This is a genomic window from Pantoea sp. X-Soil-TKNS-1211 (assembly GCF_059730495.1).
Genome location: NZ_AP035953.1, coordinates 1537747 through 1553946 on the forward strand (window position 1 = coordinate 1537747; position 16200 = coordinate 1553946).

13 protein-coding genes are annotated in these 16200 nt (G+C 55.6%); 11 read left to right on the forward strand and 2 right to left on the reverse strand.

Annotated features, from left to right (window positions below):
• Positions 1-6: 6 nt before the first annotated feature.
• From AC6I8W_RS07300 to AC6I8W_RS07315, 4 genes are all read left to right on the forward strand, one after another.
• Positions 7-1224 (forward strand): winged helix-turn-helix domain-containing protein, encoded by a 1218-nt coding sequence (locus AC6I8W_RS07300; protein WP_497837573.1) that lies wholly within the window; start codon positions 7-9, stop codon positions 1222-1224.
• A 77-nt stretch (positions 1225-1301) separates the two neighbouring features.
• Positions 1302-1484: a Trm112 family protein gene (locus tag AC6I8W_RS07305; RefSeq protein ID WP_013508517.1), complete on the forward strand. Its 183-nt coding sequence runs from the start codon at positions 1302-1304 to the stop codon at positions 1482-1484.
• Positions 1481-2230: a 3-deoxy-manno-octulosonate cytidylyltransferase gene (gene kdsB, locus AC6I8W_RS07310; protein ID WP_480369994.1), complete on the forward strand. Its 750-nt coding sequence runs from the start codon at positions 1481-1483 to the stop codon at positions 2228-2230. The genes AC6I8W_RS07305 and kdsB overlap by 4 nt, the downstream gene beginning before the upstream one ends.
• Positions 2231-2341: 111 nt before the next feature.
• Entirely contained in the window at positions 2342-3235 is an 894-nt protein-coding gene (locus AC6I8W_RS07315; RefSeq protein ID WP_497837574.1) for a YcbJ family phosphotransferase, read from the forward strand.
• On the opposite strand, the gene elyC is transcribed toward AC6I8W_RS07315, so the two are convergent.
• Positions 3215-4000, reverse strand: coding sequence for an envelope biogenesis factor ElyC (gene elyC, locus AC6I8W_RS07320; RefSeq protein WP_497837575.1), 786 nt, complete (start codon positions 3998-4000; stop codon positions 3215-3217). The genes AC6I8W_RS07315 and elyC overlap by 21 nt on opposite strands.
• 124 nt (positions 4001-4124) lie before the next feature.
• On the opposite strand from elyC, the gene cmoM reads away from it, so the two are divergent.
• The 7 genes from cmoM (at position 4125) to AC6I8W_RS07355 (ending at position 14769) form a co-directional block, all read left to right on the forward strand.
• The gene (gene cmoM / locus AC6I8W_RS07325) at positions 4125-4895 is read left to right on the forward strand and encodes a tRNA uridine 5-oxyacetic acid(34) methyltransferase CmoM (RefSeq protein ID WP_497837576.1); all 771 of its coding nucleotides are present in this window, start codon (positions 4125-4127) and stop codon (positions 4893-4895) included.
• A gap of 11 nt (positions 4896-4906) precedes the next feature.
• Positions 4907-6229, forward strand: a complete 1323-nt coding sequence (gene mukF, locus AC6I8W_RS07330; RefSeq protein ID WP_497837577.1) for a chromosome partition protein MukF — start codon at positions 4907-4909, stop codon at positions 6227-6229.
• Complete coding sequence (mukE, locus tag AC6I8W_RS07335) at positions 6210-6935, forward strand: chromosome partition protein MukE (RefSeq protein ID WP_497837578.1); 726 nt, start codon at positions 6210-6212, stop codon at positions 6933-6935. Before mukF ends, mukE begins: the two co-directional genes overlap by 20 nt.
• On the forward strand, positions 6932-11398 hold the full coding sequence (gene mukB, locus AC6I8W_RS07340; protein ID WP_497837579.1) for a chromosome partition protein MukB: 4467 nt from the start codon (positions 6932-6934) through the stop codon (positions 11396-11398). The genes mukE and mukB overlap by 4 nt, the downstream gene beginning before the upstream one ends.
• A 156-nt stretch (positions 11399-11554) precedes the next feature.
• Complete coding sequence (gene ldtD, locus AC6I8W_RS07345) at positions 11555-13363, forward strand: L,D-transpeptidase (RefSeq protein WP_497837580.1); 1809 nt, start codon at positions 11555-11557, stop codon at positions 13361-13363.
• A gap of 188 nt (positions 13364-13551) precedes the next feature.
• Entirely contained in the window at positions 13552-14103 is a 552-nt protein-coding gene (gene mepK, locus AC6I8W_RS07350; protein WP_497837581.1) for a peptidoglycan L,D-endopeptidase MepK, read from the forward strand.
• A gap of 36 nt (positions 14104-14139) precedes the next feature.
• Entirely contained in the window at positions 14140-14769 is a 630-nt protein-coding gene (locus tag AC6I8W_RS07355) for an MBL fold metallo-hydrolase (RefSeq protein ID WP_497837582.1), read from the forward strand.
• Between the two features lie 89 nt (positions 14770-14858).
• Here AC6I8W_RS07355 and AC6I8W_RS07360 read toward each other — a convergent pair whose 3' ends face one another.
• Complete coding sequence (locus AC6I8W_RS07360; RefSeq protein ID WP_497837583.1) at positions 14859-16049, reverse strand: amino acid aminotransferase; 1191 nt, start codon at positions 16047-16049, stop codon at positions 14859-14861.
• Positions 16050-16200: the final 151 nt, after the last annotated feature.

Consider the following 16200-nt stretch of genomic DNA (forward strand, 5'->3'; position numbering starts at 1 on the left):
TGAGTAATGAGCCACGCTGATTCCCTCTCTTTACAGACTGCCCGCAATCTCCATCTCGCCGCTCAGGGGCTGCTACGGCCAACCGGGCGGCGGGCGCGTTTCGCTGATATTCACGCCACTATCCGTCAGATGTCGCTACTGCAAATTGACACCATCAATGTGGTGGCGCGTAGCCCTTATCTGGTGCTGTTCAGTCGCCTGGGCGACTACCCGACAAACTGGCTGGAAGAGGCACTGGCATCGGGTGAGTTATTTGAATATTGGGCGCATGAAGCCTGCTTTATCCCGCGTGAAGACTATCCGCTGCTGCGTCATCGTATGCTTGATCCATCGCGTCTCGGTTGGAAATACAATGCGCAGTGGGTTGAGGAGCATCAGCGGGAGATTGCCGACTTGCTGGAACATATCAACGCTAACGGCCCGGTACGTGCTGCCGACTTTGCCACGGAAAAGCACAGCAAACCGGGCTGGTGGGCGTGGAAGCCACATAAACGCCATCTGGAAAACCTGTTCAGCGCAGGGGAGTTGATGGTGGTCGAGCGGCGTAATTTCCATCGGGTATATGACCTACAGCAACGCGTGATGCCGGACTGGGATGATGCACAACACGCGCTCAGTGAAGAAGATGCGGTGGTCAGGATGCTCAGCCATAGCGCGCGCAGTCTGGGGATATTTCGCTCCGCCTGGCTGGCTGATTACTATCGGTTGAAGCGGGTGGCACTGCAACCCTGGCTTGAGACAGCGCAAGAGCGGGGCGAGATTATTGCGGTGCAGGTAGAGCAACTGGGTGAGATGTGGCTACATCGCGAGTTGCTGCCGCTACTGGAAAAATCGCCGTCAGCCACCCATACCGCGCTGCTTTCACCCTTCGATCCGGTGGTATGGGATCGACGTCGGGCGCTGGAGCTGTTCAATTTTGACTACCGTATTGAATGTTATACGCCCGCAGAGAAGCGTAAGTTCGGCTACTTTGTGCTGCCGGTTTTACACCGTGGCGTGTTGAAAGGTCGGCTCGATGCGAAGATGGATCGCCAGGCGCAAAAATTGGTGATCCGCGCTTTTTGGCTGGAAGAGGGGACGCGTGTGACGGTCAGTTTTATCAATGACGTCCAGCGCGCTATTACGCGCTTTGCCCAATGGCAGGGGGCCAATGAAGTGGTGATTGAGCAGGTTCCGCCCGCGTTACGTGCCGCCTGGTCGGATGGCTGGAGAATAACTGAGTAGTGGATTACGGCACGCTGCCATGCGCTGCGCTATGGTATGCTAACTGTCTGACGAATCGATCCGGTATGGAGGAGATTATGGATCACCGTTTACTTGAGATTGTGGCCTGCCCGGTTTGCAATGGAAAACTGTACTACAACAAAGAACAGCAGGAATTGATCTGCAAACCCGATGGGCTGGCATTCCCGGTGCGCGATGGTATTCCGGTGTTACTGGAAAACGAAGCGCGAACCTTGTCTGTTGAAGAGATCCATCCATGAGTTTTGTCGCCATTATTCCGGCGCGCTACGCTTCGACGCGTCTGCCGGGCAAGCCATTGGTGGATATTCTTGGTAAACCGATGGTGGTGCATGTGATGGAACGTGCGCGTGAATCCGGTGCCGATCGGGTAATTGTTGCCACGGATCATCCTGATGTTGCGGCGGCGGTAGAAGCGGCAGGTGGTGAAGTCTGCATGACGCGTGCTGACCATCATTCCGGCACCGAACGCCTGGCGGAAGTGATTGAAAAATATCAGTTCCCCGATGACACTATCATCGTCAATGTACAGGGCGATGAGCCGATGATCCCACCGGCGATTGTGCGCCAGGTGGCGGCCAATCTGGCTCAGGCTGACGCAGGTATGGCCACACTCGCCGTGCCGATTCGTGATGCGGAAGAAGCGTTCAACCCCAATGCGGTGAAAGTGGTGACCGATGCGCAGGGTTATGCACTTTACTTCTCACGCGCCACCATTCCGTGGGATCGCGAGCGTTACGCGAAATCGCGCGAGCAGGCGGGTGATACGCTGCTGCGTCATATTGGTATCTATGCTTACCGCGCTGGCTTTGTCCGCCGTTATATCTCATGGGAACCCTGCCCGCTGGAGCAGATTGAGTTGCTCGAGCAGTTGCGTGTCTTGTGGTACGGCGAGAAGATCCATGTCGCCGTAGCAGAAACGGTGCCGAGCGTCGGTGTTGACACCCCGGAAGACCTGTTGCGCGTGCGCGCTGCCATGCAGGCTTAATCCGCAGCGGCCAGCTTATGTGGCTGGCCCTGCTGTTCTTTGATCTGGCGCATCACTCTGCGCTGCCGTGACCTCCAGGATATTTAAGTCACTTTCTCGGGAGGATGACGCATGGAACAGCTCCGTTCAGAACTTACGCTGGTGCTTGGTGAAAGCGTCGGCCGTCTTGAAACCATTAGTGAACAGTCTCAGTCGCGCTTGTACGCGTTGTATGATGACGCCGATAAACCGATGCCGTTGGTAGCGAAATATTTCCGTCATCAGGGGCGCGCGGCGTTGGAAGCGAAAAAACTGGCGATGTTGGGCCGCGATGGATTAATTGCCGTGCCGGCAGTGTTTGGCCTGGTACTCAGCCAGCAGAAACCCGTACATGAAATGTTGCTGATGGCGCGCCTCAATGGCGTCTCTGCCGAAGCCCCGGCGCGCACCGCTGCACGTTGGGAGCAGCTTTGTGAGCAGGTAGTTGAAGGCTTGCTGGCCTGGCATCGCATTGACAGTCATGGGCTGGTGGGCAGCATCGACAGTATTCAGGAGAACAACTGGCCTGCCTGGTATCAGCAACGGGTCGAAGTGCTGTGGTCAACACTGGGTTACCTGTCGCCTCCGGCTTTCACCCTCGACGACCGGCAAATCCTGTTTCGTAGCCGCCAGCAGCTGGCCCGTTTATTTCATGGGTTTGACGATCCCTGTGTGCTGATCCACGGCAACCTGCGGCTGGGGAGCATCATGAAAGACGTGCGCAGTGACCAACTGGTCGCAATGACGCAACCGGGCAATGTGCTATGGGCACCGCGCGAATTTGAGCTGATGCGGCTGGGCGACAACGGGGCAGAAGCCTCGTTGTTGCAACACTATTTGCAGCGTGCACCGGTCGCGGAAGGGTTTCTCTGGCGGCGCTGGCTGTATCAACTCTGGGATTGCATTGATACCCTGGTCAGCACAGGTCAGTTTGACCGGGCACGCTTTGATAACGCGCGCGAGCAGCTACTCCCCTGGCTGGGATGAGGCCAGGTCATCGCCACGCAGCGCCTGCCACGCCCGGCCGAGGGTTTCATAAATCGCCCGCTCGCTGTGACTCAGCCACAACGGCGAGGGTAGCGCGCGCTCCCAGCCATTTAACGGCGAGGTGATAGCCATTTGATTAGCCGGAGCTGCCAGCGGATTGAGTCCTGCGCGCTGGAAAAACTGCATCGCCCGTGGCAGATGATTGGCAGAGGTCACCAACAGGAAAGGATGCTGCCCCACGGCGATTTTCACCGCCTGCGCTTCCTCCCGCGTATCCTTGGGTTGGTCCAGCACAATAATTGCGCTATCCGGTACGCCGAGGCTTTCCGCCACCTGGGCCGCCACGAGCGCGTTACTCATGGGGTTATTCCCTGCCGCCGCGCCGGTAAAGATCATCTTCGCCTGCGGATAGCGTCGCCACTGACGTACCCCTTCAGCTACCCGAGGCAGACTATTCCCAATCAGGTTCGAACTGGGCGCCCAATCCGGATTAAAGGTATATCCGCCCCCCAACACCACGATATAATCGACGCTATCGTTGCGGTTCCAGGTTGGATAAGCATTTTCCAGGGGCAGCAACAGGCGATCGGCCACCGGTTGCAGGCTGAGTAACAGCAGCGTCAGCCAACTGATTGATATCAGAATTTTGCCGCTTTTCTGCCAACGACTGAACCAGAGCAATAAAAGTCCGGCTGCCATCAGTGACAGCAGCAGTGGCAAGGGCAGTAACATCCCACCGATCACTTTTTTTAACGTGAAAAACATCGAAAATTGCTCCTTTTGGCCGAAAAAACAGCAGCCAGACACTAACCACGGGATGAAAGGTTCATTCTTATTGCGCCTGTGACAAAATAGCACAAGTTGAAGGCAGCAGAGCGGAGCGACCAGCATGCAGGATCGTAACTTTGACGATCTCGCGGAGAGATTTTCAAAGAACATTTATGGCACCAAGAAAGGCATGGTGCGTCAGGCGATCCTGTGGGATGAGCTGGACACGTTGCTGCCGACGCTACCCGCCGGGCCGTTGTCAGTGCTGGATGCCGGTGGTGGTGTAGGGCAAATCTCCAGCGGACTGGCGGCGCGCGGCCATCAGGTGCTGTTGTGCGACCTGTCGGCGGAGATGTTGAAGTTGGCCGAGGCACATGCCCTTGCCGAGGGTGTGAGCCACAACATGCAATTCAAACAAATTAGCGCGCAACAGGTCGGCGAACATTTGGATAAGCCGGTTGATCTGGTATTGTTTCACGCTGTGTTGGAGTGGGTAGCGCAACCCGAGGCGGTATTGCAGGCGTTATGGCACACCCTGAAGCCAGGCGGCGTTTTGTCGCTGATGTTTTTTAATCGTCATGCCTTAACCTTACGCCTGCTGACCCTCGGTAATTTCGGCTATCTGCAGGCCAATATGTCCAAGCGCAAGAAGCGCACGCTGTCGCCCGATTACCCACGCGATCCCGAAGAGGTATATCGCTGGCTGACAGACTGTGGATTTGAGATTGAACAGCGCGCGGGCATTCGCGTCTTTTGTGACTACATGAAAGAACAGTCTGCCGCTGTGAAAGACGTTGAGTCCATTATTGAGATGGAACGGCGCTACTGTCGCCAGGAGCCCTTTTTAAGTTTAGGGCGTTATATCCATGTGACCGCGCGCAAACCCAGGTAGAAGGACCAACTATGAGCGATTTTTCCCAGACGGTGCCCGAACTGGTGGCATGGGCGCGCAAGAATGACTTTTCCCTTGCGCTGCCGGTTGAACGTCTGGCGTTTTTGCTGGCTATCGCCACCCTGAACGGTGAGCGGATGGACGGCGAGATGAGTGAAGGCGAGTTGATTGACGCATTTCGTCATGTCAGTAAAGCATTCGAACAAACTCACGAAACCGTACAGGTGCGTGCCAATAACGCCATCAACGATATGGTGCGGCAGCGCCTGCTCAACCGCTTTACCAGCGAGCTGACGGAAGGCCATGCCATCTACCGTCTGACGCCGCTGGCTATCGGCATTACCGACTATTACATTCGCCAGCGCGAGTTTTCGACCCTGCGTCTTTCGATGCAATTGTCGATTGTGGCGCAGGAGCTGAAACGCGCGGCGGATGCAGCGGAAGAAGACGGTGATGAATTCCACTGGCATCGCAACGTATTTGCGCCGCTGAAATACTCGGTGGCGGAGATCTTCGACAGTATCGACATGACGCAACGCCTGATGGATGAGCAGCAGCAGGCGGTGAAAACCGATATCGCTGATCTGTTGAACAAAGACTGGCGCGCGGCGATCTCCAGCTGTGAAATGCTGCTGTCAGAAACCTCCGGCACACTGCGTGAGTTGCAGGATACGCTGGAAGCGGCGGGCGATAAGTTACAAGCCAATCTGCTGCGTATTCAGGACGCTACGCTGAGCAGCCCGGATCTCGGCTTTGTTGATAAGCTGGTGTTTGATCTGCAAAACAAGCTGGACCGCATTATCAGCTGGGGCCAACAGGCTATCGACCTGTGGATCGGCTATGACCGTCACGTGCACAAATTCATTCGTACCGCCATCGACATGGACAAGAACCGGGTGTTCGCCCAGCGTTTACGTTTGTCGGTACAAAACTATTTCGACCAGCCTTGGGCGCTGACTTACGCTAACGCTGACCGCCTGTTTGATATGCGCGACGAAGAGATGACGCTGCGCAACGACGAGGTGATGGGTGAGTTGCCGGCAGAGCTGGAGTTCGAAGAGTTTAATGAGATCCGCGAGCAACTGGCCGCGATGATTGAAGCAGCCTTGCTGGTGTATAAGCAGGAACAAAGACCCCTTAACCTCGCTACGGTGATGCGCGACTATCTGGCGCAATATCCTCGTGCGCGCCACTTCGATCTGGCGCGCATTGTCATCGATCAGGCAGTTCGTCTCGGCGTGGCTGAGGCAGATTTAGCCGGTCTGCCCGCGGAATGGCAGACCATTAATGAATACGGAGCCAAGGTGCAGGCACATGTCATCGACAAATATTGAACAAGTGATGCCAGTTAAACTGGCGCTGGCACTGGCTAATCCCCTTTTTCCTGCGCTCGATAGCCAGTTACGCGCAGGACGCCACATTGGCATCGAAGAGCTGGATAATCACGCTTTCCTGATGGATTACCAGGAGTATCTGGAAGAGTTTTACGCGCGCTACAACGTGGAACTGATCCGTGCGCCGGAAGGTTTTTTCTATTTGCGCCCACGTTCGACGACGTTGATCCCGCGTTCGGTGCTTTCCGAGCTGGATATGATGGTCGGCAAAATTCTGTGCTACCTCTATCTCAGCCCGGAACGTCTCGCCAACGAGGGCATTTTCACTCAGCAGGAGTTGTACGATGAGCTGCTGTCGCTGGCGGATGAAAGCAAACTGCTCAAGCTGGTGAACCAGCGTTCCACCGGTTCTGACCTCGACCGTGCCAAATTGCAGGAGAAGATGCGCGCGTCACTGAACCGCCTGCGTCGTCTCGGCATGGTCTGGTTTATGGGCAATGACAGCAGCAAATTCCGCATCACCGAATCGGTGTTCCGCTTCGGGGCGGATGTGCGCAGCGGTGATGATGCCCGCGAAGCGCAGCTGCGTCTGATTCGCGATGGTGAAGCCATGACGTTGGAAAATGCGACGGTCACCGAGGAAAGCGACAATGACAACGACGCCGAGAGTGAAGCGAGTGATAACGCGGAGGATGAACAGGCATGATTGAACGCGGTAAATTTCGTTCGCTAACGCTGATCAACTGGAACGGCTTCTTTGCCCGTACCTTTGATCTTGATGAACTGGTGACCACGTTGTCAGGCGGGAATGGTGCGGGGAAATCCACCACCATGGCCGCCTTTGTCACCGCGCTGATTCCGGATCTGACGCTGCTGCATTTCCGTAACACCACCGAGGCTGGGGCCACCTCCGGTTCACGCGACAAAGGTCTGCACGGTAAATTACGTGCGGGCGTCTGCTATGCGGTGCTGGATGTCGTCAACTCGCGCCATCAGCGTGTGGTGGTTGGCGTGCGTCTGCAACAGGTCGCCGGGCGTGATAAGAAGGTGGACATTAAGCCGTTCAGCATTCACGGCCTGCCCACCGATACCCAACCCACCGACATCCTGACGGAGATCCTTGGCAGCCGCCAGGCGCGGGTGTTGCCGCTGACTGAAGTGAAAGATCGCGTTGAGGCGCAGGAAGGCGTGCAGTTCCGCCAGTACAGCTCGGTAACGGATTATCACGCCACGTTGTTTGAACTCGGTGTGGTGCCGCGTCGTCTGCGTACCGCAGGCGACCGCAGCAAGTTCTATCGTCTGATTGAAGCCTCGTTGTATGGCGGTATCTCCAGCGCCATTACCCGATCGCTGCGTGATTACCTGCTGCCGGAAAACAGCGGTGTGCGTAAAGCTTTTCAGGATATGGAAGCGGCATTGCGTGAAAACCGCATGACGCTGGAAGCGATTCGCGTCACCCAATCTGACCGCGATCTGTTTAAGCATTTAATCTCCGAGGCTACCAGCTACGTTTCGGCGGATTATATGCGTCACGCCAATGATCGTCGTATCCACCTGGATGGCGCATTGCAGCTGCGTAATGAGTTGTTTACCAGCCGCAACCAGTTGGCGTCAGAGCAGTATCGCCATATCGAAATGGCGCGTGAGTTGTCCGAGCACAGCGGCGCGGAAAACGATCTGGAAACCGATTATCAGGCGGCCAGCGATCATCTGAATCTGGTACAGACGGCGATGCGTCAGCAGGAGAAGATCGAGCGCTACGATGCCGATCTGGAAGAGCTGACTTACCGTCTTGAAGAACAGAACGAGGTGGTGGCGGAAGCCCGTGAAATCCATGAAGAAAACGAAGCACGCGCCGAAGCGGCTGAAGTGGAAGTGGATGAGCTGAAAAGCCAGCTGGCCGATTTCCAGCAGGCACTGGATGTGCAGCAAACCCGCGCCATTCAGTATCAACAAGCCTTGCAGGCACTGGACAAAGCCCGCGCGCAGTGCCAGTTGCCGGATCTGACCATCGACAACGCGGCCGAGTGGCAGGAAACCTTCCAGGCACGCGAAGAAGAAGCGACAGAGCAACTGCTGCGTCTGGAGCAGAAACTCAGCGTGGCTGAAGCGGCGCACAGCCAGTTTGACCAGGCGCTGGCGCTGGTTACCAGCGTTGCCGGTGAGGTAAACCGTCAGGATGCCTGGCAAGTGGGGCGTGAATTGCTGCGCGATGCCGCCAATCAGCGTCATCACGCCGAACAACTCTCCTCACTGCGCCTGCGTCTGAATGAGCTGGAGCAACGTCTGCGTGAGCAGAATGAAGCCGAGCGCCTGCTGGCGGAATTCTGTAAGCGTCAGGGCCAGCAATATGATGCCGATGCGCTGGAAGGTTTGCAGCGTGAGCTGGAAGCGCAGATTGAACAACTGAGCAGCAGCGTTGCTGATGCCGGTGAACGCCGCATGTTGATACGCCAGGAGCTGGAGCAACTGCGTGAGCGCATCGCCGCGCTGACCACGCGTGCGCCGCACTGGCTGGCTGCGCAGGAGATCCTGACGCAACTCAGCGAGCAAACCGGGCAGCAGTTGACCAGCAGCCAGCAAATCACCGAATTTATGCAGCAACTGCTGGAGCGTGAGCGTGAAACCACCGTCGAGCGTGACGAAGTGGCGGCGCGTAAACGTGAAGTCGAGAAGCAAATTGAACGCCTCAGCCAGCCGGGCGGGGCGGAAGATGCACGTCTGACTCAGCTGGCCGAGCGTTTTGGCGGCGTGCTGCTGTCAGAAATCTATGATGACGTGACATTGGACGATGCGCCGTACTTCTCCGCGCTGTATGGCCCGTCGCGCCATGCGATTGTGGTGCCGGATCTCTCGCTGGTGCGCGAGTTGCTGAATGGCCTGGAAGATTGCCCGGAAGATCTCTATCTGATTGAAGGGGATCCGCAGTCGTTTGATGACAGCGTATTCGGCGTTGATGAGCTGGAAAATGCAGTGGTCGTTAAGGTGGCCGAGCGCCAGTGGCGCTATTCCCGCTACCCGAAAGTGCCGTTATTTGGTCGTGCTGCGCGTGAAAATCAACTGGAGCTGTTGAATAACGAGCGCGATCAACTGGCGGAACGTTATGCCACGCTCTCCTTTGACGTACAGAAAACCCAGCGTCTGCATCAATCTTTCAGTCGCTTTATCGGTAGTCACCTGGCGGTGGCGTTTGATGAAGATCCGGAAGCATTGATGCGCCAGTTGAATAGCCGTCGCGGTGAATTGGAACGCGCGCTGAGTCAGCATGAAAACGATAACCAGCAGCAGCGTATGCAGTATGAACAGGCGAAAGAGGGGGTTGCCCAGCTTAACCGTCTGCTGCCGCGCGTGACTCTGCTGCTGGATGATAGCCTGGCGGATCGCTGCGAAGAGATTCGTGAGCGGGTCGAAGAAGCCCAGGAGGCGGCGCGTTTCCTGCATCAGCACAGCAACAAGCTCAGCAAGCTCGAGCCGCTGCTGGCGGTACTGCAAAGCGATCCACAGCAACACGATCAGCTGGAGCGTGATTATCAGCAGGCGCAGCAGTTGCAGCGCGAGGCGCGTCAGCAGGCGTTTGCCCTGACCGAAGTGGTACAGCGTCGCGCGCATTTCAGCTACGAAGATTCCGCAGGCATGCTGACCGGCAACAGCGATCTAAACGAAAAATTGCGTCAGCGTCTGGAACAGGCGGAAGGTGAGCGCAGCCGTACACGTGAGCGTCTGCGTGAACATCAGGCGCAGTTGACCCAGTATGCACAGGTGCTGGCTTCGCTGAAAAGTTCGTATGACGCCAAACGCGATATGCTGAAAGAGTTGCAGCAGGAGATGCAGGATATCGGTGTGAACGCCGATGCCAGCGCCGAGGAGCGCGCCCGCGCCCGTCGCGATGAACTCTATACCGCGTTAAGCCATAACCGTGCACGCCGTAACCAGCTGGAGAAACAGCTCACCTTCTGCGAAGCGGAAATGGACAGCTTGCAGAAGAAACTGCGCAAGCTGGAGCGTGATTACCACCAGGTGCGTGAGCAGGTAGCCACCGCCAAAGCGGGCTGGTGTGCAGTGCTGCGCCTGGTGAAAGAAAACGGTGTCGAACGCCGCTTGCACCGTCGTGAACTGGCGTATCTGGGCGGTGATGAACTGCGCTCGATGTCGGATAAAGCATTGGGTGCGCTGCGTCTGGCGGTGGCGGATAACGAACATCTGCGCGATGTGCTGCGTATGTCGGAAGATCCGAAACGTCCGGAGCGTAAAATTCAGTTCTTTATCGCGGTGTATCAACATCTGCGCGAGCGTATTCGTCAGGACATCATTCGCACTGATGACCCGGTGGAAGCGATTGAGCAAATGGAGATTGAGCTGAATCGTCTGACGGAAGAGTTGACGGCACGCGAGCAGACGCTGGCCATCAGTTCCCGCAGCGTTGCTAACATCATTCGCAAAACCATTCAGCGCGAGCAGAATCGTATCCGTCAGTTGAATCAGGGCTTGCAGGCGGTAAGTTTTGGTCAGGTGCGTAGCGTGCGGTTGAACGTTAATGTGCGTGAAGCCCATTCGATGCTGCTGGATACGCTGTCAGAGGAACACGAACAGCATCAGGATCTGTTCAACAGCAATCGCCTGACCTTCTCTGAAGCGCTGGCGAAGCTGTACCAACGCCTTAATCCGCAAATCGATATGGGGCAGCGCACGCCGCAGACCATCGGTGAGGAACTCCTCGACTACCGCAACTATCTGGAGATGGAGGTTGAAGTTAACCGTGGCTCCGATGGCTGGTTACGTGCGGAAAGTGGCGCGCTCTCTACCGGTGAAGCGATCGGTACGGGTATGTCGATTCTGGTGATGGTGGTACAGAGCTGGGAAGAGGAATCACGTCGTCTGCGTGGCAAAGATATTTCCCCGTGCCGTCTGCTGTTCCTTGATGAGGCTGCCCGTCTTGATGCGCGTTCCATCGCTACCCTGTTTGAGTTGTGCGAGCGTCTGGAAATGCAGCTGGTGATCGCTGCGCCGGAAAACATCAGCCCGGAAAAAGGGACCACCTATAAGTTGGTACGTAAGGTGTTTAACAATACCGAACACGTCCATGTGGTGGGCCTGCGCGGCTTCTCTGCGGACCCGACGCCGGTGAAACGCGAAAATAGCGCACCAGACCTGGAAACAGAAAATTCGTAGCGGGAATTGTGGTTAAAATTTATCGCTACGGTTAATGTGTAAACGGCATTTGCTACCAGAGGCAAATGCCGTTTTTATTTGTATACTCAAAAATATGTATAAGGTAGTACACAGCATAGCGAGTTGGCTGTGTCTTAGGCGAGAAGGGGGCCAGGGATGTTGCTGAATAATAAGATCAGATGTAATCGTGCTGTCATCGCACTCAGTTTGTCACTGGTATTGTCGCCACTGGCAATCAGCCATGCGGCAATTATCGCCGCGTTACCGGGTACTGTGCACCAAACCCTGTCGGTTGTGGATAGCCAGCGCCAGATTCAGCAGGTTTTCAGCCCCAGCGAACAACCGTTCTACCTGCCAGGCCTGGCGGGAATCTATGCCGCACGTAATATGGCGCCGTTATGGCAGGACCGGACGGCGGTGCAGGTGTTTCAACAGCAACTGGCAGAAGTTGCGTTATCCGGGGTACAGCCGCAGTTTACTCGCTGGGTCGGGCTACTGACCAACCCGGCGATCAAAGGGCTGGCACGTGATATCGTGCTGAGTGATGCCATGCTGGGCTACCTGCAATTTGTTTCAAATGTCCCGACTCAGGGTGAAACCTGGTTGTACAGCAATGTTCCGTATAAGATGGCGATGCCCACCGTTGCGGTGATTAACCAGTGGCAAAATGCGGTAAATGGCGGCGGAAGCCGTGCCTTTGTCACCTCGCTTGAACCGCAACATCCGCAATACGCTCCCATGCACGCGGCGCTGAAAACCCTGTTGACCGATAATCGTCCGTGGCCGCAATTACGCGACAGCGGCACGCTGAAGCCTGGTCAAATCAGTAATGACGTGCCTGCATTGCGTGAGATTTTACAACGTACCGGCATGTTGTCCGGTCGCAGTCCAACGCCTACACCCGCCGATGATGCCGTACCGGTGGCACCGGTGCCGGTGAGCCAGAGCGCGCAGCCGGTTGCGGTCAGCCCATCAGCCGCCAATGTGAATGATCTCTCCACTCAGGCACCACAAGCACCGGGCAATGTCGCGGCGAATCCTGTGCAGTCGGCCAACAATGTCTACGATGCTACGCTGGTGGACGGCGTAAAACGCTTCCAGCACTGGCAAGGGTTGGCCGATGATGGTGCGATTGGTCCACGTACCCGTGAATGGCTGAATGTCTCGCCGCAAATGCGCGCGGCTTTGCTGGCGTTAAATATCCAGCGTTTGCGTTTGCTGCCGGATGACATGCATAACGGCATCATGGTGAATATCCCGAACTATTCCCTGACTTACTACAACAACGGCGCAACCATTCTGTCATCACGGGTGATCGTCGGCCGTCCTGACCGTAAAACACCGCTGATGCGCAGCGCATTAAATAATGTGGTGCTCAATCCGCCGTGGAATGTGCCGACGTCGCTGGTGCGTCAGGACATTGTACCGAAGGTGAAACAGGATCCGGGTTATCTGTATAAACACGGCTACACCTTGTTGTCTGGCTGGAGCGCCGACGCGCAGGTGATCGATCCTTCCACGCTCGACTGGAGTATGGTCTCAGCGGCCAGCTTCCCGTACCGCATACGTCAGGCTCCCGGCGCGATGAATTCGCTGGGGCGCTATAAATTCAATATGCCCAGCTCGGATGCGATCTATCTGCACGATACGCCGAACCACAATCTGTTCCAGCGTGATATTCGTGCGCTCAGCTCTGGCTGTGTACGTGTGAATAAGGCGTCGGAACTGGCGGATTTGCTGCTCCAGGATGCGGGCTGGAATGACAGTCGTATCTCCGATACCTTGAAAGAAGGTAATACGCGCTACGTACCCATTCGTCATCGTATACCGGTTAACCTCTATTATCTGACGGCCTGGGTGGCTGATGATGGTCAGCCGCAATATCGTACAGATATTTACAATTATGATAATCCGGCTCGTTCAGGTAGCCAGGTGCTGGCTAAAGCGGGTCAATTGCTGCTCTAGTGTTTGATTTAACACATCTCCTGCAAGCGTAACTTTCTCAGAACCGGCGGCAAAATTGCGATTTTGCGCCGGTTCTGCATTTTCTTTCCCTTATTCTGGGTTGACTGAGTCTGAGGTGGGCGTTAATGTTCCGCCTTGTGTGCTTTTTACACATTTTTTCTCGCTTTATTTTCAGGTAACCCCGTTTCATGGCTAATTTTGATTCTCAGCGTCGCAAATTGCTCCTGATCGGAGGCGCAACGGCAGGTCTGGCTCTCCTTCCTGGCTCAGCACTGGCCTCGATCTCCACCTCACGTCCGCGCATTTTAACGCTTAATAACCTTCACACCGGTGAAAGCCTCAAAACGGAGTTTTTTAACGGTAAGAGTTATGACAAGGATGAGTTAGCGCGCTTAAACCACTTCTTCCGTGATTACCGCGCCAATCAGATCAAAACCATTGATCCGCATTTGTTTGATCAGATTTATCGCCTACAGGCCGCGCTGGGAACACGTAAACCGATCCAACTGGTTTCAGGCTATCGCACCATTGCCACCAACAATATGTTGCGTGAGTCCGGTCCTGGTGTGGCAAAACACAGTTATCACACCAAAGGTCAGGCGATGGACTTCCATATTGAAGGCATTTCCCTGAGCAATGTTCGCAAAGCGGCGTTATCTCTGCGTGCAGGTGGTGTAGGATATTACCCGCGCAGCAACTTTGTTCACATTGATACTGGTCCTGTAAGGCACTGGTCCTAAAACCGGCAGCGCTGCGTGTGTCGGTCATGGAGCGCTATGAACTACCTCATTATTCCGGTCACCGCCTTTTCCCAGAATTGTTCTGTAATCTGGGGTGACGATACTCAGCAGGCTGCGCTGGTGGATCCAGGTGGCGATGCGGCGACCATCATCGCCATACTTCTGGAGCGTGGCATCACCCCGGCCCAGATTCTGCTGACGCATGGGCATCTCGATCATGTAGGTGCGGCGGCTGAACTGGCTGCGCATTACCAGGTGCCCATTGTCGGGCCGCAACGTCTTGACGCCTTCTGGCTGGAAGCCTTGCCGACCCAGAGTCGTATGTTTGGTCTGCCGGAGTGTGCGCCGCTGACGCCGGACCGCTGGCTGGAAGAGGGCGAAACGGTGCAAGTGGGTGAAGTGACGCTGGAAGTGCTGCATTGTCCAGGACATACTCCGGGCCATATCGTGTTTTTTGACCGCGCCGGTCGTCTGTTGATCTCAGGTGACGTGATTTTTAATGGTGGTGTAGGGCGGACAGATTTTCCACAGGGCAGTCACAGCGATTTAATCGCGGCTATCAAAACAAAATTGCTGCCGCTGGGTGACGATGTGACTTTTGTGCCGGGGCATGGACCGATTTCCACGCTCGGCCGCGAACGTATCAGTAATCCGTTTCTGCAATAAAACTGCATGTATAAACCGTAGCGGCGTGATTTATCACGCGTCTTTTTCGCAATGCGCGATAAACCGCGCCGCTACGGGATCGTAATGTTTTACAGCACGGCGACAATCGCTTCGCACAGCGCCGACATATTGTCTGGCGTCATTCCCGCGACGTTAACACGTCCTGAGTTCACCGCGTAAACCCCAAACTCCTCACGCAGACGCACCACCTGATCTTTGGTCAGGCCGCTGAACGAGAACATACCGTTCTGCTTGATGATAAAGCTGAAATCCTGCTCTGCACCGCTTGAGGCCAGCGTGTTCACAAACAACTGACGCATACGCTGGATACGCTGGCGCATATCGGTCAGTTCCTGCTCCCAAATGGTACGTAGCGCATCGTTACCGAGGATGGTCGCCACTACCGCCGCACCGTGTGCAGGTGGGTTAGAGTAGTTAGCACGAATGCTGTACTTCACCTGGCTGAACGCAGTTTTCGCCACATCGCTATTAGCGGCAACTACGGTCAGAGCACCCACACGTTCGTTATACAGGCCGAAGTTTTTCGAGTAAGAGCTGGCAACAATCAGCTCCTGATGCGAAGCGGCAAAAATGCGCAGACCTTCAGCGTCTTCTTCCAGGCCACGGGCAAAGCCCTGATAGGCGAAATCAAACAGCGGGAGCCAGCCGTTAGCCTGAGAGAGAGCGGCCAGCTGTTGCCATTGCTCGGTTGTTGGATCGATACCGGTAGGGTTGTGGCAGCAGCCATGGAACAGCACCACATCGCCCGCTTTCGCGGCCTGCAGTGACGCGACCATGCCGTCAAAATCCAGCGTGTGGTTTGCTGCATCGTAATATTGGTAATCGCAGACTTCGAGACCGGCGGCGTTGAACACGTTTTTATGGTTCGGCCAGCTTGGATTGCTCACCCAGATACGTTTCACGCTGGTCTGATTGGCAAGGAAATCTGCGGCAACACGCAGCGCGCCCGTACCACCCGGCGTCTGTGCCGTGCAGGCGCGTCCTGCGGCAATCAGTGCGCTCTCTTTACCAAACAGCAGCTCCTGCGTGCAGCGGGCAAAATCAGCCAGACCATCAATGCTGAGATAATTTTTGGTGGTTTCGTTTTCCAGCAAATACTGCTCAGCTTTTTTCACACTGGTGAGCACCGGCGTTTTACCGGTTTCGTCTTTATAGACACCAATGCCAAGGTTGATTTTATTCGGGCGGTCGTCGGCGCGAAACAGATCGGCCAAACCAAGAATGGGATCGGCGGGTGCGGCAGAGATCGATTCAAACATGAGTCAGGTCCAGTTGCGTGAACTTTAGCGAAATGAGCTATCAGGTTAGCGTCAGTCGGCACACTTGCCAACCGTTGAGACGAAAAAGAAATAATGCCACGGCTGCCATTAATGCCGCTTATTGCGAAGTGGATCACTGAAAAGCAAAACG

Excerpts from the sequence above, each read along its gene's own strand:
- AC6I8W_RS07300 (WP_497837573.1), top strand. The coding sequence starts at position 7 with ATGAGCCACGCTGATTCCCTCTCTTTACAGACTGCCCGCAATCTCCAT.
- AC6I8W_RS07305 (WP_013508517.1), top strand. The coding sequence starts at position 1,302 with ATGGATCACCGTTTACTTGAGATTGTGGCCTGCCCGGTTTGCAATGGA.
- kdsB (WP_480369994.1), top strand. The coding sequence starts at position 1,481 with ATGAGTTTTGTCGCCATTATTCCGGCGCGCTACGCTTCGACGCGTCTG.
- AC6I8W_RS07315 (WP_497837574.1), top strand. The coding sequence starts at position 2,342 with ATGGAACAGCTCCGTTCAGAACTTACGCTGGTGCTTGGTGAAAGCGTC.
- elyC (WP_497837575.1), bottom strand. The coding sequence starts at position 4,000 with ATGTTTTTCACGTTAAAAAAAGTGATCGGTGGGATGTTACTGCCCTTG.
- cmoM (WP_497837576.1), top strand. The coding sequence starts at position 4,125 with ATGCAGGATCGTAACTTTGACGATCTCGCGGAGAGATTTTCAAAGAAC.
- mukF (WP_497837577.1), top strand. The coding sequence starts at position 4,907 with ATGAGCGATTTTTCCCAGACGGTGCCCGAACTGGTGGCATGGGCGCGC.
- mukE (WP_497837578.1), top strand. The coding sequence starts at position 6,210 with ATGTCATCGACAAATATTGAACAAGTGATGCCAGTTAAACTGGCGCTG.
- mukB (WP_497837579.1), top strand. The coding sequence starts at position 6,932 with ATGATTGAACGCGGTAAATTTCGTTCGCTAACGCTGATCAACTGGAAC.
- ldtD (WP_497837580.1), top strand. The coding sequence starts at position 11,555 with ATGTTGCTGAATAATAAGATCAGATGTAATCGTGCTGTCATCGCACTC.
- mepK (WP_497837581.1), top strand. The coding sequence starts at position 13,552 with ATGGCTAATTTTGATTCTCAGCGTCGCAAATTGCTCCTGATCGGAGGC.
- AC6I8W_RS07355 (WP_497837582.1), top strand. The coding sequence starts at position 14,140 with ATGAACTACCTCATTATTCCGGTCACCGCCTTTTCCCAGAATTGTTCT.
- AC6I8W_RS07360 (WP_497837583.1), bottom strand. The coding sequence starts at position 16,049 with ATGTTTGAATCGATCTCTGCCGCACCCGCCGATCCCATTCTTGGTTTG.